19 protein-coding genes are annotated in these 20,240 nt (G+C 33.9%); 5 read left to right on the top strand and 14 right to left on the bottom strand.

Annotated elements, in window-relative coordinates; translation table 11 throughout:
- The 3 genes from LPC21_RS06565 (at nt 1) to hemN (ending at nt 4,409) form a co-directional block, all read left to right on the top strand.
- Complete coding sequence (locus LPC21_RS06565; RefSeq protein WP_229316365.1) at nt 1–747, top strand: shikimate dehydrogenase family protein; 747 nt, start codon at nt 1–3, stop codon at nt 745–747.
- 210 nt (nt 748–957) lie between these two features.
- On the top strand, nt 958–2,913 hold the full coding sequence (locus LPC21_RS06560; protein ID WP_229316364.1) for a DUF349 domain-containing protein: 1,956 nt from the start codon (nt 958–960) through the stop codon (nt 2,911–2,913).
- Between the two features lie 131 nt (nt 2,914–3,044).
- Nucleotides 3,045–4,409 carry an oxygen-independent coproporphyrinogen III oxidase gene (gene hemN / locus LPC21_RS06555; RefSeq protein WP_229316363.1) on the top strand — a complete coding sequence of 455 codons (1,365 nt, stop codon included), beginning with the start codon at nt 3,045–3,047 and terminating at the stop codon, nt 4,407–4,409.
- Between the two features lie 3 nt (nt 4,410–4,412).
- On the opposite strand, the gene LPC21_RS06550 is transcribed toward hemN, so the two are convergent.
- The 8 genes from LPC21_RS06550 to LPC21_RS06515 all read right to left on the bottom strand — a co-directional run bounded on the left by LPC21_RS06550 (nt 4,413) and on the right by LPC21_RS06515 (nt 13,016).
- Complete coding sequence (locus LPC21_RS06550; protein ID WP_229316362.1) at nt 4,413–5,114, bottom strand: sulfite exporter TauE/SafE family protein; 702 nt, start codon at nt 5,112–5,114, stop codon at nt 4,413–4,415.
- 6 nt (nt 5,115–5,120) lie between these two features.
- On the bottom strand, nt 5,121–5,570 hold the full coding sequence (locus LPC21_RS06545) for a FixH family protein (protein WP_229318564.1): 450 nt from the start codon (nt 5,568–5,570) through the stop codon (nt 5,121–5,123).
- Nucleotides 5,571–5,591: 21 nt separating this feature from the next.
- A complete protein-coding gene (gene ccoG, locus LPC21_RS06540; protein WP_229316361.1) occupies nt 5,592–7,010 on the bottom strand; it encodes a cytochrome c oxidase accessory protein CcoG in 1,419 nt (472 codons plus the stop codon).
- A 59-nt stretch (nt 7,011–7,069) separates the two neighbouring features.
- Entirely contained in the window at nt 7,070–7,969 is a 900-nt protein-coding gene (locus tag LPC21_RS06535) for a cbb3-type cytochrome c oxidase N-terminal domain-containing protein (protein WP_229316360.1), read from the bottom strand.
- 17 nt (nt 7,970–7,986) lie between these two features.
- Complete coding sequence (locus tag LPC21_RS06530) at nt 7,987–8,166, bottom strand: CcoQ/FixQ family Cbb3-type cytochrome c oxidase assembly chaperone (RefSeq protein WP_229316359.1); 180 nt, start codon at nt 8,164–8,166, stop codon at nt 7,987–7,989.
- A gap of 9 nt (nt 8,167–8,175) precedes the next feature.
- Nucleotides 8,176–10,353: a cytochrome-c oxidase, cbb3-type subunit I gene (gene ccoN / locus LPC21_RS06525; protein ID WP_229316358.1), complete on the bottom strand. Its 2,178-nt coding sequence runs from the start codon at nt 10,351–10,353 to the stop codon at nt 8,176–8,178.
- Nucleotides 10,354–10,355: 2 nt separating this feature from the next.
- The gene (gene ccoS, locus LPC21_RS06520; protein WP_229316357.1) at nt 10,356–10,547 is read right to left on the bottom strand and encodes a cbb3-type cytochrome oxidase assembly protein CcoS; all 192 of its coding nucleotides are present in this window, start codon (nt 10,545–10,547) and stop codon (nt 10,356–10,358) included.
- A gap of 90 nt (nt 10,548–10,637) precedes the next feature.
- Complete coding sequence (locus tag LPC21_RS06515) at nt 10,638–13,016, bottom strand: heavy metal translocating P-type ATPase (RefSeq protein ID WP_229316356.1); 2,379 nt, start codon at nt 13,014–13,016, stop codon at nt 10,638–10,640.
- A gap of 112 nt (nt 13,017–13,128) precedes the next feature.
- Between LPC21_RS06515 and LPC21_RS06510 the strand changes: the two genes are divergently transcribed.
- Entirely contained in the window at nt 13,129–13,809 is a 681-nt protein-coding gene (locus tag LPC21_RS06510) for a Crp/Fnr family transcriptional regulator (protein ID WP_229316355.1), read from the top strand.
- 20 nt (nt 13,810–13,829) lie between these two features.
- Here the strand turns inward: LPC21_RS06510 and LPC21_RS06505 are convergent, their stop codons facing one another.
- Nucleotides 13,830–14,219: a hypothetical protein gene (locus tag LPC21_RS06505; RefSeq protein ID WP_229316354.1), complete on the bottom strand. Its 390-nt coding sequence runs from the start codon at nt 14,217–14,219 to the stop codon at nt 13,830–13,832.
- Between the two features lie 126 nt (nt 14,220–14,345).
- Between LPC21_RS06505 and LPC21_RS06500 the strand changes: the two genes are divergently transcribed.
- Nucleotides 14,346–15,659 carry a hypothetical protein gene (locus tag LPC21_RS06500; protein ID WP_229316353.1) on the top strand — a complete coding sequence of 438 codons (1,314 nt, stop codon included), beginning with the start codon at nt 14,346–14,348 and terminating at the stop codon, nt 15,657–15,659.
- On the opposite strand, the gene LPC21_RS06495 is transcribed toward LPC21_RS06500, so the two are convergent.
- The 5 genes from LPC21_RS06495 to LPC21_RS06475 all read right to left on the bottom strand — a co-directional run bounded on the left by LPC21_RS06495 (nt 15,640) and on the right by LPC21_RS06475 (nt 20,146).
- A complete protein-coding gene (locus LPC21_RS06495; protein ID WP_229316352.1) occupies nt 15,640–16,512 on the bottom strand; it encodes a DMT family transporter in 873 nt (290 codons plus the stop codon). The genes LPC21_RS06500 and LPC21_RS06495 overlap by 20 nt on opposite strands.
- A gap of 9 nt (nt 16,513–16,521) precedes the next feature.
- A complete protein-coding gene (mazG, locus tag LPC21_RS06490) occupies nt 16,522–17,295 on the bottom strand; it encodes a nucleoside triphosphate pyrophosphohydrolase (protein WP_229316351.1) in 774 nt (257 codons plus the stop codon).
- Between the two features lie 81 nt (nt 17,296–17,376).
- Nucleotides 17,377–17,835 (bottom strand): DUF5606 family protein, encoded by a 459-nt coding sequence (locus tag LPC21_RS06485; protein ID WP_229316350.1) that lies wholly within the window; start codon nt 17,833–17,835, stop codon nt 17,377–17,379.
- A gap of 19 nt (nt 17,836–17,854) precedes the next feature.
- Nucleotides 17,855–18,442, bottom strand: a complete 588-nt coding sequence (def, locus tag LPC21_RS06480; protein WP_229316349.1) for a peptide deformylase — start codon at nt 18,440–18,442, stop codon at nt 17,855–17,857.
- 210 nt (nt 18,443–18,652) lie between these two features.
- Nucleotides 18,653–20,146 (bottom strand): malate:quinone oxidoreductase, encoded by a 1,494-nt coding sequence (locus LPC21_RS06475; protein WP_229316348.1) that lies wholly within the window; start codon nt 20,144–20,146, stop codon nt 18,653–18,655.
- Nucleotides 20,147–20,240 lie beyond the last annotated feature (94 nt).

Raw genomic sequence — 20,240 nt, 5'->3', positions numbered from 1 at the left:
ATGACAACTATTAAAAAGCGCTTCGGTTTACTGGGACGCAATATCAATTATTCGTTTTCAAGAGGCTATTTTACAGAGAAATTTGAAAAAGAAAAGCTTGAAGGATATACCTACGAGAATTTTGACATTCCCAGTATTGCCTCTTTTTTAGACCTACTAAAAAACAATGACCACCTCAGCGGGATGAATGTCACCATACCTTACAAAGAAGAGGTGTTGCCTTTTTTAGATAAATTATCAAAAAAAGCGCAAAAAATTGGCGCAGTGAACACGATCAAATTTACCAAAAAAGGCAAATTGAAAGGGTACAATACCGATTATTATGGCTTCCAAAAATCGTTAGAACCCTTATTAGAATCACATCATAAGAAAGCCTTGATTTTAGGTACTGGTGGCGCCTCGAAAGGCGTAGCTTTTGCCTTAGAAGAATTGGGAATCAACTATACTTTCGTATCAAGACAAGCCAGTGAAACTACCTTAGGTTACAACCAAATCACCGATCTAATTTTTGACGAATACCAAATTATAATCAACTCTACTCCTGTTGGAACAAGCCCTAATACAGAAGCATATCCTGAAATTCCGTACGAGTTTTTTACCAAAAAACACATCGCATACGACCTGATTTACAATCCTGCCGAAACCCAATTTTTAAAAAAAGCGCACAACCAAGGTGCTAAAATTAAAAACGGTTTGGACATGCTCATTTTTCAAGCCGAAAAAGCGTGGGCAATTTGGAATAAATAATTTCCAATCCATTAGGAAAAACAATTGAAGCCTTTTCTAAATTCCATTAGATCTCAATTCTTTTACTTTTAGATTTTTACCATCCAAAATAATAAACTAAATCGCCTCTTTTTTAACGTAAAACGATGATAAATAAGGGATTTATTTTGCTATTCAATTGGGGTTTACTATCTTTCGCTTGAATAATTAGCAACCTTAAACATTGAAAAAATGTTAGAAGAAAAGAATGATAACCTGCAACATGCAGACGGAAACACAACAGATTCAGTGGAATCAACACCAACAACTTCACCGAATGAAGTTGAAGCAACTGCAGCAGAGTCTGTAGAAATAACTACCGAAACCGATGATAATCAAACCATTATCGAAGCCATCGCCGACAGCAATGCAGAAGAAAGCGAGGACGAAAGTGTAAAAGAGCGTCACGATATTCCGATGCAAGACTATGATACTTTATCGATGGAATCTCTAGTAGAAGAATTAAATACTTTGGTATCCAACGAAAAAGTAGCATCGATAAAAGAACATGTAGAAGAGATCAAAAAAGCCTTTTTAGCCAAATACAATCACCTGATTGAGGAGAAAAAAGAAGAATTTCTTGCGGAAAATCAAGATCCAAATGAAGAATTCCAATACCATTCCCCTTTAAAATCAAAATTTGACAGCATTTATTCTGTTTATAGAAACCAGAAAAACGAACACTTCAAAAGCTTACAAACGAGTCTGAAAAACAATTTAGAAAATCGATTGGCTATTGTAGAAGAGTTAAAAGAATTAATCAATCCGCAAGCTAACATTAAAGATATCTTAAAACATTTTAATGAGTTAAGAGAACGTTGGAAAAATGCAGGTCCAATACCAAAAGACAAATACAACCACGTTTGGAATAATTACCATTTTCATGTTGAAAATTTTTACGATTATTTGCACTTAGACCGTGAAGCTAGAGATATCGATTTCAAACACAATCTAGAGCAAAAACAAAAAATTATTGCTCGTGTTGAAGCATTAGTTCAAGAAGAAGACATTAACAAAGCGTTCCGTGAATTACAAGATTTACACCGTATTTGGAAAGAAGAGATCGGACCTGTTTCTAGAGAACACCGCGAAGAAATCTGGAATCGATTTAGCGATTTAACCAAACAAATGCACGATAAACGTGAATTGTTATTTGAAAAACTAAAAGGTGCCGAAGTAGATAACTTGGCTAAAAAACAAGAAATTATTGCTCAAATTGAAGTATTAGCGACTGAAAAAGTAAACGCTCATACGCAATGGTTGGTACAAATAGAAAAAGTAGAAACTTTAAGAGCCGCATTTTTTGCTGCAGGAAAAGTTCCCGCTGAAGTCAATGAAGCAACTTGGGCTGCCTTTAAAACAGCTGTTCGTAACTTCAATTCGTTTAAGAATTCGTTTTACAAAGACATCAAGAAAGATCAGAACGATAACTTGAGTAAAAAACAAGCTTTGGTGGCTAAAGCCAAAGAATTACAAGCGAGTACTGATTTTGCTACTTCTACTCCAATCATGAAACAAATTCAGGAAGAATGGAAGAAAATTGGTCATGTGCCTAGAAAATATTCCGATAGTATTTGGAAAGAATTCAGAGAGGCTTGCAATCATTATTTTGACCAATTAAAAGAGCAAAAAAACGAGGAGAACAGTGAAGAAGTTGCTGCTTTCGAAAACAAGAAAGCCTATTTAGAAACTTTACGATCGTTCCAATTAACAGGAGACCATAAAACCGATTTAGACGGTATTAAATTACATATCCAAAACTGGAAAGCGTTTGGTAAAGTTCCGTTTGCTAGACGCCATATTGAAGGTAAGTTCAATAAAATATTAGATGCCCTTTTCGAAAAATTAAGCTTAAGCAAAAAAGATTCTGATATGATGCGTTTTACTAATCGTATGGATCAATTGTCTGAAAGCAATGATTCGAGAAAATTAGAGAGCGAAAAAATCTTTTTAATTCGTAAAATAGAAGAAGTTCAAAACGAAATTTTCCAATTAGAAAATAACATTCAGTTTTTTACCAATACTAAAAATGCCAAAAAAGAAAATTCAATTGTGTTAGAAGTTCGAAAAAACATCGCCATTCACAAAGAAAGTTTAGAAGTTTGGAAAGAAAAATTGAAGCAATTGCGCAATTTGAAACAAGAATAGTGTACATCACTCCCTACAAAACCTCAATCCAAAAGATTGAGGTTTTTTTATGCACTAAATTGAAGGGATGATAAATATCATTTTAATTGGTGGAAAGCAGACTTACTTTTGATCATTCAAATGATTTTGCTATGACTCATTCGCTAATCCAAAAATACAATGTTCCAGGGCCAAGATATACCAGTTATCCAACGGTACCCTACTGGAATGAACTTGATTTTTCCTATGAAATTTGGTTAGCAACTCTTAAAAAGTCTTTTGTAGAAAGCAATACTTCTGAAGGAATCAGTTTGTACATCCATTTGCCCTTTTGCGAAAGCATGTGTACTTTTTGTGGTTGCAATAAACGAATTACTAAAAATCATGAAGTAGAACATCCTTACATTCAAGCAGTACTCAAAGAATGGGATTTGTACTGCACTATATTGGGCGAAAAACCTAAAATTAAAGAAATTCATTTGGGTGGTGGAACTCCTACATTCTTCTCTTCTGAAAATTTAGAAGCACTAATCAGTGGAATTTTTGCCAAAGCCGATAAAGCCCCAGTACATGAATTTAGTTTTGAAGGACACCCTAACAATACTACTCGCGAACAATTGCAAAAATTATATGATTTGGGATTTAGACGCGTGAGTTTTGGCGTTCAAGATTATTCAGAAAAAGTTCAAAAGGCCATTCATCGCATTCAACCGTTTATCAATGTGGCCAAAGTCACTTTATGGGCTAGAGAGATAGGATATACCTCTATCGGTCACGATATTATTTTTGGTTTGCCATTCCAAGAAAAAGAAGATGTGATTGATACTATTGAAAAAACCAAATCATTACAACCCGATCGATTGGCTTTTTATAGTTACGCCCACGTGCCTTGGATTAAAGGGAATGGACAGCGAGGATTTAATGACGAGGATATTCCTAAGGATAATGCCAAACGAGAATTATACGAAACAGGAAAACAATTATTATACAAAAATGACTATCACGAAATTGGGATGGATCACTTTGCCTTAACAACCGATAGTTTATTTGAATCCTTTGAAATAGGCAAATTGCATCGTAATTTTATGGGGTATAGTTCTTCAAAAACACAATTGATGATTGGATTAGGAGTATCTTCTATTAGTGACAGTTGGTACAGTTTTGCTCAAAATGTAAAATCGATTGAAGAGTATTACCACCATTTAGATGCAAATACTATTCCTGTTTTTAGAGGTCATCTTTTGACAGAGGAAGATTTAATCATTCGCAGCCATATTTTGAATTTAATGTGCCAATTTGAAACTTCATGGGCTGAACCAAAATACTACTTCAAAGAAATTCCGGAAGTTATTGAACAATTAAAGGAAATGGAAAAAGATGGCTTGATTCATTTTATTCCCAACGGAATTCAAGTTACCGAAGAAGGCAAACCATTTGTTCGCAATATTTGTATGGCTTTTGACTTGCTATTAAAACGAAAAGCACCTGACACAGCTTTGTTTTCAATGACCGTTTAATTGTTAATGACAGTTAGGCGTTTCTTGAATAAATAAACTCATATTCGCTGGAGAAACATATGGAATTCCCAATCCTAATCCGCGAAGAATAAACAAAATACCAATAATAACTCCTACATAGGGAATCGCTTTTTGAATTTTGTTTCGAAATGAAACTGTCATAATCGAATTCAAATAGGTAACACTACTCATCATTGGGATGGTTCCAATACCAAAAAGCAGCATATATAGAATTCCAAAAGGAACATTTTGCATGGCAATAGCACCAAATAATGCTACATAGACCATTCCACAAGGCAAAAATCCATTGAGAAGTCCAATAGTAAATAAGGATTGATAACTTTTGTTTTTAAATTGTTTTCCTAAAGACGATTTGATTTTTGAAATCAAACGATAAACTGGTTTCGAAAAATTATAATTGGCCAACACTCTTTCGGGAGTTAGAATCGTAATAATCATGGCGACTCCAATAAATACCGATAATCGTTGTTGAATTCCTGCAAGAAAAAAGCCCTTTCCAACCAAGCCAAAAACAAGTCCGATTAAAGCATAGGCAGTTAAACGACCTAAATGATAGGTAAAGATTTGAGTTCCTTTTTTGGCAGGATTAGTTCTATCAACTGGAATCATCAAAGCAATTGGTCCGCACATACCAATACAGTGCAGACTACTAATTAACCCAAAAATGAAAGCCGAATACAACATTGTTTTCTAATGAATATAAATAGTTTCTTTGCTCAAATAGGCTATTCCATTGTATTGCCATTCCATAATAATATCCCAACGGCCACCTATCAAACTTTTATTAGGTATGAGCAAAGTTGATTCAGAAATCGAAATCGGAGTTTCGAAATCCAATTTCTTGTTAGATGGCCTATAGAGGGATACTATTCCTTTGATTTTATTAGGCACAAATGTGGCGGGAAAACTAATTACAATTCCATCTGGACTCTCCGTAAACTTTGGTTTATCTACCAAATTCTGTGCGTTTTGTGAGCGTTGCATTTCTTCTCCAAAATGCGCATCGTGTTTGTAATATTCTTCAACCACTAAATCATTATCATATTTGGAATTCGATTGCACCTCAACAACAAAATACAGAATGAATGTCATGAACAAAGCAAAAGCGATTACGATACCTGTTCCCCAATTGAATTTAATTTTCATGTTTTATTTATTTAATTAATCGAAACTTCTTGGACTAAGGAAATTAGTCGTTGCTGTTTCAATTTTTTCATTTCCGTTATAGACATCGATCTCCAACTTCGTTTTATCGGTTTCCAATAAAAACTGATTGATTTCAATAAATAAAGTACCGCTATTCATCCCTTGTTTTGGCACTTTAAAGTCTTGATGTCCTACTACATTTAATGTTCCTTTAATTCCAACCAATTTGAAGTGAATGTCTTTAAATTCGTCATTCGTTTTATTAATAATTTTAAAAGTATACACATTACTGATATTATCGCCTTTGTGTTGGTACAATTGTCCAGGCAAACGTAAAATAGAAGCCTCTACATCGGTTCTTAAAAACAAAAGCCCTGTTAAAACTCCGATCAAAATAACCAAAACCGCAGTATAACCTTTCATTCTGGCTGTAAACTGAAATTTCGATTTCTTTTCTATTTCGTCTTCTGAAGCATAGCGAATCAATCCTTTTGGTAAACCAACACTTTCCATAATCGTATCGCATTCATCGATACAAGCGGTACAGTTGACGCATTCTAATTGCGTTCCGTTGCGAATATCAATTCCGGTGGGGCATACCTGTACACATTGATGACAATCAATACAATCTCCTTTTCCCGAAGTGGCACGATCTTCATTTTTATTTAATTTAGCTCTACCTACTTCTTTTTCACCACGAACAAAATCGTAGGCTACATTAATCGATTTGTTATCCAAAAGCACCCCTTGCAACCTACCATACGGACAAGCAATGATACACACTTGTTCTCTAAACCAAACGAATACAAAATAGAAAACTCCGGTAAAAATCAACAAAGCGATCAAAGTACTTTGATGACTTTCAGGCCCCTCTTCGATCATTTTAAATAGTTCATCACTGCTAATTAAATAGGCTAAAAATACATTGGCAATGAAAAAAGAAATAATTAAAAACACGAACCATTTCAATCCTTTTTTTCTAATTTTTTCAGCATTCCATTCTTGTTTGGCTAATCGAATTTGAGCCCCTCTGTCTCCTTCTATCCAATATTCAATTCGGCGGAAAACCATTTCTAGAAAAATAGTTTGCGGACAAATCCATCCACAAAATATTCGCCCAAAAATAACCGTAAAGAGAATGACGAATACCACTCCCAAAATCATAAACAAAACAAACAAGTAAAAATCTTGAGGCCAAAATGGAAATCCAAAAATATTAAAACGACGCTCCAATACATTGAACATCATGAATTGATTCCCGTTAATTTTCAGAAATGGATTGGCAATCAAAATAGCCAATAAGAAATAACTAACTATTTTACGGTATTCATACAATTTCCCGGAAGGTTTTTTAGGAAAAATAAATTTTCTGTGTCCGGTTTCATCAATGGTACCAATGCTATCTCTAAATGATTCGTCTTGTCTATTTGACATGGTATTGTAATTTTAAAAAACCAATTTCGAATTGGAAATTGGTCTTTTAGTTAGTTGGCTTATTTTGCAGGTGTTGCTGTAGCTTCCTCAACCCAAACCTCTCCTTCAGGAGCTTTTGGATCTTTAGGATTACTTCCTTTTAAAGAAATAATATAACTCGTTACTTTCTGAATTTCTTTAGGTTTCAAAGTTCCTTTCCAAGCAATCATCCCTTTTCCATCACGACCACCATTTGTTACGGTGTGAAATAAGTTCTTAATTCCTCCACCTAAAATCCATTGATCATCAGTTAAGTTAGGTCCAATTTGACCACCAGCATCGGCCCTGTGACAAGCCGCACAATTAGTTGTAAATATAGTTTTACCTTCTGCTAATGAAGGAGCATCCGTTAATAAAGTCACCGTTTTTTCATCCATTAAATCGGGAGCGGTTTTCATGTACTCGGCCACTTCAATTTTGGCCTGCGCCATTTCTTTTTTCAATTCCATTTCTTGATCATCGGCACCAAGAATTTCAAAACGAACTAAATAAATCGCGGCAAAACCAATACAAGCATAGAATAAATAAATCCACCAAGGTGGTAAATTATTGTCTAGTTCTTTGATTCCGTCATAATCGTGATCCAATAAAAGCTGCCCTTCATTTTCAATTGGTTCAGACTTCGTCAATGCTTTTACCAGTTTAGTATACCATTGACTTTCTTTAAAACTTATTTGTGCGACTTCTTCCAACTTCGCTTTTTGTTCTTCAGTCAATAATTGATAGGTAATTTTATCAATAGCACTTACAGTAATTTCAATTGCAATTAATAGAAATAGAAAAACAAATAGGAATACAGAGACCATTGGAAACTTGAGAAAAGCAGGTCGGTCTCCAGAGTCAATAAAAAATTCCATTGCGCCAAAAACAGCAAAGAAAATAATGGGTACTCTTACATATACGGGGATTATTTTTTTCATTTTTAGAGGTTTAAAAATTATACTGTAGGATTATCATTCAGAGGAATTTGACTTAACTCGTCGATTTTCTCTTTTTTATAAGAGAACACCCATAATGCCAATCCAACAAAGAATAAAAAGAAAATCAATAACGAAAGAATGGGATAAATCGCAACTCCCGCGATAGTTTCCATATTGTGTTTTATTTGTTCAAACATAATTTCTAATTATTTTTTAACTTTAATATCTGTTCCCAATCGTTGCATATAAGCAATCAAAGCAATGATTTCTCTTTCGTTCATCGGAACGAATTTTTCGCCTTTGGCTGCTGCTTTTTTCTTGCTTTCCTCATAACTTTTCACAAAGTCAGGATCGTTCTTCAAGCTTTCTTCAATTGAAATTGCTTGTGCTCTTAAATCTTTTTGAGCATTAGCCACTTGTGCTGCAGAATAAGGAACTCCTAAAGTTACCATGGCTTCCATTTTCTTTTGAGTTTTGGATACATCCATTGCCTCATTATCAAACAACCATTTGTATGCTGGCATTATAGACCCTGCCGAAATACTTTGCGGACTCCAAAAGTGATTGAAATGCCAATTATCATTGTACTTCCCACCTACACGTAACAAATCTGGACCTGTTCGTTTTGACCCCCAAAGGAAGGGATGATCGTATACAAACTCTCCTGCTTTAGATTGCGGTCCATAACGTTCTACCTCACTACGGAAAGGTCTAACAGATTGGGAGTGACAACCCACACATCCTTCACGAATGTATAAATCACGACCTTCTAGCTCCAATGGAGAATAAGGTTTTACACTTGTAATAGTTGGAATATTTGATTTTACCATTATCGTAGGAACGATTTGAATTATCCCTCCAATTAAAATCGCCACGGTAGCCAAAATGGTCAATTGAATCGGTTTTCTTTCTAACCAAGGGTGGAATTTTTCGCCTTTCAATCTTCCGCTGCTAATAGGTTGTAATTCTGGAGCTTCAGCCAATTCATCTTCGATAGATTGACCCGCTCTTACTGTTTGAATAATGTTATAGACTAACACTAGCATTCCGGTAAGATACATGGTTCCTCCAACAGCTCTCATCCAATACATTGGCATAATTTGAGTCACTGTTTCTAAGAAGTTTCCATAGGTTAAAGTCCCGTCTGGATTAAACTGTTTCCACATAGAGGCTTGTAAGAAACCGGCAACATACATAGGAAGAGCATATAATATAATTCCTAAAGTTCCAATCCAAAAGTGGAAATTAGCTAATTTTAAAGAATACAAAGGTGTTTTGGTCATTCTTGGAATCAACCAATAAATCATACCAAAAGCCATGAAACCATTCCAAGCCAAAGCACCAACGTGTACGTGAGCAATAATCCAATCCGTATAATGCGCGATAGCATTTACATTTTTTAGTGAAAGCATCGGACCCTCAAAAGTGGCCATTCCATATCCTGTAATGGCTACTACGAAAAATTTCAAAACGGGTTCTACACGAACTTTGTCCCAAACTCCTCTTAAGGTTAACAATCCGTTGATCATCCCTCCCCAAGATGGCGCAATCAACATTACAGAGAATACAACTCCTAAGTTTTGTGCCCAGGTAGGTAAAGCCGAATACAATAAGTGATGCGGTCCTGCCCAGATATAGATGAAAATTAAAGACCAAAAGTGAACGATCGATAATCGGTATGAATACACTGGACGATTAGCTGCTTTAGGTACAAAATAATACATCAAACCCAGGAAAGGTGTAGTCAAAAAGAAAGCCACTGCATTATGGCCGTACCACCATTGCACTAAGGCATCTTGTACCCCTGCGTAAACAGAGTAACTTTTTAAAGCCGAAATAGGCAACTCTAAACTATTAAAAATGTGTAAGACCGCTACCGTAACAAATGTGGCCAAATAAAACCAAATAGCCACATACAAATGACGCTCTCTTCTTTTAATAATGGTTCCAATCATGTTGATACCAAATACAACCCAAATTAAAGCAATGGCAATATCAATAGGCCATTCTAATTCGGCATATTCTTTTGAAGTACTATATCCTAAGGGTAAAGAAATGGCTGCCGCAACAATAATTAATTGCCAACCCCAAAAGTTTAAGTTACTCAAGAAATCACTAAACATTCTTGCCTTTAACAAACGTTGCAGCGAATAATAAACTCCTGCAAACATGGCGTTACCCACAAAAGCAAAAATAACTGCATTGGTATGTAAAGGTCTCAATCTACCAAAACTCAACCACGAAATTCCGTCGGTGATATTGGGAAAAAGAAACATAAAAGCCAGAATAAGTCCAACTAACATTCCCACTACACCAAATACGATGGTAGCGTAAATGAATTTCTTTACAATTTTGTTGTCGTAATAAAATTGTTGCATTTCCATAATTAAATTTGTTTTTCTTCTGTTATTTGTACTGATTTATTTGGGGTTATTTTAAGCTCATCGTCAAAAAGCATTCGAACCGATGGGGTATAATCGTCATCGTATTGGCCCGTTTTTACCGCACGTATAAAGGCAATAAAAAAACCGATAGCGACTAGAATACTAATGGAGATTAATAAATAAATGACACTCATACCTTACTTTTATGTTAACAAAATTATAACTCGTGATTCTCAAAAAATATGACATTTGTCATGCCGTAGTAAATACTTGACAAATACCTATTATTGACTGCATTTATTGGAATAATAATTACTCATTACTGTCACAAAACTGACAATTGTAATCGTACTCAAAGGCATGATTATCGCTGCCACTAAAGGCAATAAATTACCCGTAATTGCAAAGGATAGTCCGACTACATTGTACAATAAAGAAACCGTAAAACTCATTTTAATTGTCGTGATTGCTTTTTTAGAAAGTAGCATAAAGGAATCCAGTTGCTGAAAAACACTCGCATCCAAAATAGCATCACAAGCTGGGGAAAAAACATTCACATTTTCAGAAATAGAAATCCCAACATTGCTTTGCGCCAAGGCACCAGCGTCATTCAGCCCATCGCCCACCATCATAACATTTTGGCCTTGGTTTTGGAGACTTTTAATAAACTCTAATTTCTGTTCCGGTTTCTGATTGAAAATCAATTCGGTGCCCGGTGGTAATAATTGTTCCAATGCATTTCGTTCTCCTTCATTATCACCTGATAAAATTTTCAATTGGTACCCTTGACTTAAATATGCAAAAAGACTGGACAAACCTTCTCTATATTGATTGTTAAAAATGTACTTACCAATATAATTTTGATTGATAGATATGTGAACTGAAGTTTGTTGGATTGCATTTTCTTCATTGGCACCCACAAACGAAGACGATCCCAATTGAATCGTCGTTCCGTTGATACTTGCTTGTATCCCTTTGCCAGTTATTTCTTCAAAATGATCCAATTTTAGTTTTTGAGTTTCTGGTAAAAAATCATATAACATTCGGCTCAATGGATGATTGGAAGCACGAAGCACATTTTTAATTAAAACGAGGTCTTCTTCTGAGATTGAATTACCTTGAAATGCAATATTGGATTTTTTATTAGTGGTAATGGTTCCTGTTTTGTCAAAAACAATCGTATCTACTTTGGCTAATTGCTCAATAACTAAAGCATTTTTAAGATAAAACTTTTTCTTACCCAGTATTCGTAAAATATTACCAAAAGTAAAAGGCGCTGTCAATGCCAAAGCACACGGGCAGGCGACAATTAATACGGCAGTAAACACATTAAATGCCGTATTGGTATCTTTCAAAATCCAATAACTAAAGCTAGCAAATGCAATTAAAAGCAAAATGGGTGTGAAATATCGCGAAATCTGATCGGTGATGGTTTTGTGCTTTTGCTCCACATTTTTTTGAAAGACATCATTGCTCCATAGTTGCGTCAAATAACTTTGTGAAACCGAATACAAAACTTCCATTTCAATTATTTTCCCAATTTGCTTTCCTCCTGCGAATACTTTATCGCCTGATTTTTTAGTAATTGGAATGGCTTCACCGGTTACAAAACTATAATCAATCTCTGCAGTCTCCGTAATTAAAATACCATCTACTGGAATTAATTCTTGATTTCGAATCAACAATCGATCTCCTTTTTCAATATCATAAATGGGAACACTTTCTTCCAGATTTCCTTGAATGCGGGTAATTGCAATTGGAAAATAGGATTTGAAATCACGTTCAAAACTTAAAAAACTATAGGTTTTGATTTGGAACATTTTTCCTAAAAGCATGAAGAAAACCAATCCGGTTAAACTGTCAAAAAAACCAGATCCATAGTCCATTATAATATCAACGGTGCTTCGCACAAACATGACAATAATTCCCAAAGCAATTGGGATATCAATGTTGAGCATTTTCGATTTGATGCTTTTGTAGGCCGAAACATAATAACCACTTGCCGAATAGCAAAAACTCGGTAATGACAAGGCAAAAATTAACCAACGAAAAAAGCCGCGGTATTGGTCGAGCCAATATTCTTTTACTTCGAAATATTCTGGAAAAGAGAGTAACATGATATTCCCAAAACAAAAGAAAGCGACTCCCAATTTATAAGTCAAAGTCCGATCGACATGATTCGAGCCGGCTTCGTAGTTTTCTAAACTTATATAGGGTTCGTAACCAATACTGCTTAATAGATTGACGATTTCTTTAAGCGAAACAAGATCAGTTTGGTAGTTGATTCGTACTTTTTTCTCAGGAAAATTAACCTGAGAAGTACTTATTCCCTTTTTAAGACGTTGTAAATTTTCCAGAATCCAAATACACGAACTACAATGTATATGAGGAATGCTAAGTGAAACAATAGCGGTTGTATTCTCTTCGAATTCCAATAGTTTTGAAACAATACTTTCATTGTCTAAGAAGTCATATTTACCATTAATATCTTGCGGAGTTGCTCCAGGTGATTTTTCAAAATCGTAGTAACAAGTCATATCATTGAGACTAAATATTTCATACACAGTTTTACAACCCGTGCAACAAAATGATTTATCATCAAAAACAATTTCTTCCTTTGCTACAATATCCAAACCACAATGGAAACAGTTTTTTGTATCCATACTCTTTGCTCAATTTACCTGTGACAAAGGTTACCAATAGTTCCAACTTAAAATATGACATTTGTCATAATAATCATTAAATTTGTTTTTCAATAAAGTCCCTATTTGTATTATGAGTAAATGTGAACAATGTATCGTTAGAGAATTCAGTTCCTTGAAAGCGTTAAACAAAGAAGAGCTCCTACATCTTTCAGACTGCAAAAAATCGTACACCATCAAAAAAGGCGAAGTAATTTTTGAAGAAGGAGATACCATCAATGGTATTTATTGTATTAAAGATGGTGTTTGTAAAATGTCAAAACTGAGTGCAAATGGTAAAGATCATATTGTAAAATTGATCAGCAAAGGCGAATTGTTAGGGCAACGTTCCATCATTAGTGACGAGCCAGTTAATCTAAGTGCAGTTGCTTTAGAAGATATGGAAGTGTGTTTTATTCCTAAATCTGAAATCATGGGATTTTTTGACAAAAACAATCAGTTTTCTATGAATGTCATGAAAACAATTTGCGGTGACTTAAAAGAAGCCGATCTTCATTCGGTAAATATGGCGCAAAAAACGGTAAAAGAACGTTTGGCCGAAACCCTATTGTATTTGGCAGACACCTTTGGAAAAAATGAAGACAACAGCTTAAAAGTGCAATTATCAAGAGAAGAATTAGCCAGCATGATTGGTACAGCAACCGAAAGTTGTATTCGTTTACTTTCTGATTTTAACAAATTGGGATTAATCGAATTGGCTGGTAAAAAGATTACGCTAAAAGAAATTGGCAAACTAAAGAAAATGGCTGAATAGAAATCACTATTCAAATCCCATTACCTAATTTTAAATTTAATTTCATTAATCTTGTGAACTAATTGGTATTTAAGTTCATATGGAATATAACGAATCTGTACTTTTTCGTTTTGAAGTTCTAGGTTTAAAGTACAACTTTTATAATTATGAACGATAAATTCTCCCAACAAATAGATTCCAGAAACTAACCAAAAATAGAATCCAATTGGATAAAAACTAAAATTCAATCCAATGAAAATTCCGCCCATAAGTATATATACAATTTCATAGATTACAGGAATTTTCTTTACTGAAACAAATACTTTTTTAATCTCTTCCAAAGGGATTTTTTTTTGATTAATCAAATTTACATTAATCAACAATTCTGTATCAACTACCTGGATTCGATCTATACTATTATTAAACAACATATCTTTTCCAATTAAAGGGAATTTTATGATTCCTGATTTTCAAAACAATAAATTAAAATATAGTACAAATATAAATCGTAAAAAATGTATATTTAGCCCATAATTAGCCCATAAATATTTTAGCCGATGAATCCAGAAACTTATAGTCAATTGCGGATCGATATTCAGAAACAAATTGGTTTCCGAATCGAAAATAGTACGGAATTAAAAATGGTTCATGAAGCAATTGAATGGAAAACCAAGAAAAAAATTGGATATAATACTTTACGGCGTTTTTTTGGTTTTTTAAAAGGGACAACACCCAATTTAAATACTTTAAATACATTAAGTCAATACATCGGCTATGAAAATTTTAGTGCGTATCAGAAGAAATACTTAAAAGACAATGACTGGTTTGTATGGACGCAAACCATTAAAATAGAATTAAGTGAAACGATTAATGAAATTGATGTTCAATGGTTGGAATCGCAACAAAACACAACTGATTACCACTTAAAAGTTGCCTCAATCATTAAAACGTTTATTTATAAGAAAAAATATTCGGTACTAAATCAATTTTTTGATACCAGAATTTTTAAGTTTGAAGAAGCTAATCAATTAAAATTAGCAGCAAACATTTGTTTACTTTTTAGAAGTTTAAACAAGGAGGATATTACACAAATAATACAAAAAATCTCTCCCAATCAATTATTCAGAGAAAACATATTGCACTGGTTTATAGACTATTCTCATTTTAATGGATACTATGGAGCTTTTATAAAAGAAGCAAAAAAACATGCATTATCGGATAGCCATGAAGCTTTATTTTATGATTTAATTTTAAATTACAATAGCTTTTTATCCAATAATTCCAATTTAAAACCTGTAGATTTGAATCGATTACAACCTGATTTTTTTATTGTATTAAAAGGGAGGTGTTTTGCATATAACTTACTCTATTTCAACGAGCAAAAAAACAAAATGGAGTATGAAAAAATATGGAATAAATTTTTAATACTACTCAATAAATCGGATCAAATCAATTTGTTAACAATAGAAATATTCCCTGCTTTAGTATTAATAAACGATTTTGAAAAAACGAATTATCTAATTCAAAATTATTACGAGGAACTATTAACAATAGAAAACTGGAGTGGCTACTCATCACAAGCGATGATATTACTTACCCAAACCTTTCATTTAATTAAAGAAGCTAAAATTAAAGAAGCTAAAATCGGGTTTGATTTAATAGATCTATCAAAATTTAGTTTGTCTTATTCGGATTATATTAAACTTTTTTATTTGATTACAAAGTATCATCTTGCCATCGCATTATCATCAAATGAAGAGGAATTATTTAAAATTCAAAACGAATATGAATCAATAGCTATTCAAACTGGATTCAAGAGATTTTCAGTTGAATTTTTAACCCAATTTTTAACTATTGATAATTTAGATTAAGATGCAACATATATGCACCAATAGCTATAATAAATAGTGCCAAACCCAATTTTTTATTCCATTTTTCCTTAAAAAATAAAGCTCCGAAAAGAATTGTTAAAACAGGTGTTGCCAATGGTAATAGGGACGCTAATAATGGATTGGTAATCTTCAATCCTAAAAAACCAGTCCAAACAGCAGCAAAAATCAATACTGCCATGACGAATACTAAATTAGCTGATTTTATCATTGATTGAAACCAATGTTCTTTTACTGATTTAGGTTGTGCTATTAATCCAATACCACCGACTAAAAAAACAATAACTTCTTGATTTACAACTGAAAAAAGTGGCGAAATAGATTGTTTGAAATTATACCAATGTACCAATCCTGAAGATGCAAAAAATAGCGACATCAAAATATAATAAATGACTGTTTTACTATTGGATTCATTTGTAGGTAATTTTTGAATCTGAAAAACATAAATACCAAATCCTACCATGATTAAAATTGTTCCAGAAACAAAATCGAATACATTGAATTTTTCAAAAAGCAATAGATAAGTCACAGTAAAGGCAATGGTCAATAAATTAAATATACCTAGTTGCCTTAACGTCCCTTTCTGGAGGGCTGATAACATACAAATCAATCCAAATGTACCCAATACAGATGCAATTGTAATTCTCCAAAAAGAGTTCCAGCTGATTTGATTTAACATGTTTGGAGCAAAAAAAAGGATGATGATGATTCCAATACTAGCTGTCAAAAAAGCCCTTAAAGTCATTACCAACCAACTATTTGTTTGTTGTAAAACCTTTTTCCAAAGTAAATTATTCAACGCGTATAATACAACTGACAGTAATAAGTAAATCATAATTTTAAATTATAATTGCTTCGCCTCGTTCCAAAACACATCCATTTCAGCCAAAGTCATATCCATCAATGGATTTCCCATTTCGACTGCTTTACTTTCTAAATATTGAAATCTAGTAATGAATTTTTTATTGGTTCGTTCCAAAGCATCCTCGGGATTAATATCTAAAAAGCGAGCATAGTTAATCATAGAGAATAATACATCGCCAAATTCAGCTTCCATTTTATCTTGGTTTCCAGCGGCAACCTCCACTTGTAATTCGTGTAATTCCTCTTGTACTTTATCCCAAACTTGATGCGATTCTTCCCAATCAAAACCAACACCTTTCACTTTGTCTTGAATACGGCTTGCTTTGACCAAGGCCGGCAGTCCTTTTGGTACCCCTTCTAAAACTGATTTTTTCCCTTCTTTCAATTTGAGTTTTTCCCAGTTTTGCTTTACTTCTTCTTCATCTTTTACTTGGACATCACTATATATATGAGGATGACGATGAATTAGCTTGTCGCAAATGGCATTACACACATCAGCGATATCGAAATCTTGAGTTTCGCTTCCAATTTTAGCGTAAAAAACAAGATGCAATAGCAGGTCACCTAATTCTTTCTTGACTTCTTCCAAATCATTATTTAAAATAGCATCGCCCAATTCATAGGTTTCCTCAATCGTTAGGTGGCGCAAACTTTGTAAGGTTTGCTTTTTGTCCCAAGGGCATTGGGCACGCAATTCGTCCATGATGGTTAATAGTCTATCGAAGGCCTGAAGTTGTGTTGCTCTTGAATTCATTGTAAAAATTGGTTTTGGTAAAAATAAAAAAATCCTGCTAAGAAAATGATCTTGGCAGGATTATAAATAGTTAAAAAACAATTAGGCTTTTTTAGCTTTTGCTTTTTTAGGCTTTTCTTCAGTAACTGATTCTTCTTTACTTGAAGCTTTAGGTGCTTCATCCTTAACCATTCCTTTAGATTGCAACAAATTGTACCAATTCAATACTTTTTTGATATCTGAACCATAGACTCTTTCTTCATCATAATCTGGTAAGATTTCTTTGAAATAAGCTGCTAAAGTAGCTGCATCTTCTTTATGAGAAATGGCAGGACCGTTTTTTTCTTTTTTTGCAATAGTATTTAAAATTTCAGCCAAAGGTTTTTCAGCCTCATAGGTATAAATTGAAATTTCTGATAACAAACTCACGTTCGCTTTTAAATTCACGGTGATTTTTTTGCCATCTAATAAAGATTCGGCGACAAAACCAGTACGGGTTTGGATTTTCAATTCGTACAAACCTGGTTTACCAGAGATAGCTAGTATTTTTTCGATATTCATTAGGTATATTTTTATATAATTATCTTCCTTTTTTACCAAAGAACTTCATTCTGTATTCTTGAAAAGTTTTTCCTTCGGTAATATTTTTTAATTTTTTCTGAATCAATCGTTTTTTCAAAGATGAAATTTTATCGGTAAATAAAATCCCTTCAATATGATCGTATTCGTGCTGAATTACCCTTGCAATCAAACCGTCAAAAACTTCGGTTTTCATAACAAAATCTTCTTCACAATATTCGATGGTAACCACCGGATTACGATACACATCTTCACGAACATCTGGAATACTCAAACAACCTTCGTTAAAGCTCCACTCCTCGCCTTCTTCTTTCAAAATTGTAGCATTGATAAAAGTGCGTTTGAATCCATTCATTTTCTTTTGATCGGCTTCAGATAGATCTTCATCATCACTAAAAGGGGTGGTGTCAATTACAAATAAACGTATTGGCATCCCCACTTGAGGAGCAGCCAAACCAACTCCATAAGCATTGTACATGGTATCGTACATATTGGCAATAATCTCCTTTAAGTTTGGATAATCAGGCGTAATTTCAGCTCCTACCTTCCTTAATACAGGATCTCCATAACCTATAATTGGTAAAATCATTAGTATTGTATTACATTTATTTCATGAGAATAAAGCTCTTTTAATTCTCAAATTCGTGTGCAAAAATAGTAAAAATAGATAGTATTAGAGAATTAATTTGGTTTATGTACATTTCATTAAAAATGAAATATAAAATACCATTAAAAACTACCCGTTAAAAACAAAAAAGCATCGAGAATTTCGATGCTTTTACTATTTATATATTTTAATTTAGCTCAGCTTTAAAGTTTCGCTTGTGCTTTTTCTAACTTGATCTAATAAATCCGGATTGGCATTCAATTCCTGACCAAATGAAGGGATCATCACCTTTAATTTAGATTGCCATTCTTTCGAATTTATTTGGTCTTTGAAACATTTTTGTACTACATCTAACATTACCGAAACGGCTGTTGACGCTCCTGGAGAAGCTCCTAACAATACTGATAATGTACCATCATTTGTGGTGATTACTTCGGTTCCAAATTCCAAAACACCACCTTCTTTTTCATCTTTCTTAATTACTTGCACACGTTGACCCGCACGTTCCAGCTTCCAATCTTTCGATCTTGCGTTAGGCACGTATTCTCTTAACGCATTCATTCTGTCTTTTGGTTTCTGACGTACTTGTTCAATCAAATATTTTGTCAACGGAATATTTTTAATTCCGGCAATAACCATGGGAATGATATTATCTGGCTTGATAGATAACGGCAAATCCGAATACGAACCATTTTTAAGAAAACGGGTAGAGAATCCTGCAAAAGGTCCAAAAAGCAATTGTTTTTCGCCATTAATCATTCGGGAATCAATATGCGGTACCGACATTGGCGGAGCACCCACACTAGCTTTACCGTATACTTTAGCTTCGTGTTTAGCAATAACTTCCGGGTTAGTACATCTAAGCCATTGACCGCTAACTGGAAAACCACCGTATCCTTTTCCTTCGGGAATATTCGCGTTTTCTAATAATGGCAAAGAACCACCACCGGCTCCAATAAAAATAAACTTCGGATAAACTCTTCGTTTTTGGTTTGTTGTTAAATCACGCACCTTAATTCGCCATGAACCATCATTACGTTGTTTCAATTTTCTAACTTCATTGTTAAAGTGCATACTCACTCCTTCAAGAGATTGTAAATAATGGAACATGCTTCGTGTTAGTTCGCCAAAATTAACATCGGTTCCAATATCCATTTTGGTTGCTGCCATGGGTGCAGAAAGATCTCTGCCATCCATCACTAAGGGCATCCATTCTTGTAAAGCAGCAATTTCAGTACTAAAATCCATTTCTTTAAATAAAGGATTCGCTTGCAATGCTTCGAATCTCTTTTGAAGAAATGCTACATTTTTTTCTCCCCAAACAAAACTTAAATGCGGTACACTTTTGATGAATTTTTCTGGAGAAACTATTTTGTTTTGTTGCACTAAATACGCCCAAAATTGTCTCGAAACTTCAAAAGACTCGGCAATACTAATGGCCTTTTTGGGACTAATAGATCCATCAGCAGCTTCTGGGGTATAGTTCAATTCACAAAAAGCAGAATGACCTGTTCCTGCGTTGTTCCAAGCATCAGAACTTTCGCAAGCAGCGGTATCTAGTCTTTCGTAAATTTCAATTTTAATGTTGGGTTGTAATTCTTTTAAAATCACTCCAAGAGTAGCGCTCATAATTCCAGCACCAATAAGAATTACATCAGGATTGGTTCGAATGGCATTGTCAGACATGGGTCAAATTTTTAAGGTGCAAATATACTCCTTAAAAATGCAAAAATCAATACAATTTTATAACAAAATCAAATGGAAAAGTAAGAAAACAAAC

Origin of the sequence: Flavobacterium ammoniigenes (assembly GCF_020886055.1) — a bacterium.
Lineage (GTDB): Bacteria > Bacteroidota > Bacteroidia > Flavobacteriales > Flavobacteriaceae > Flavobacterium > Flavobacterium ammoniigenes.
This window is presented reverse-complemented; position numbering and strand designations above follow the sequence as displayed.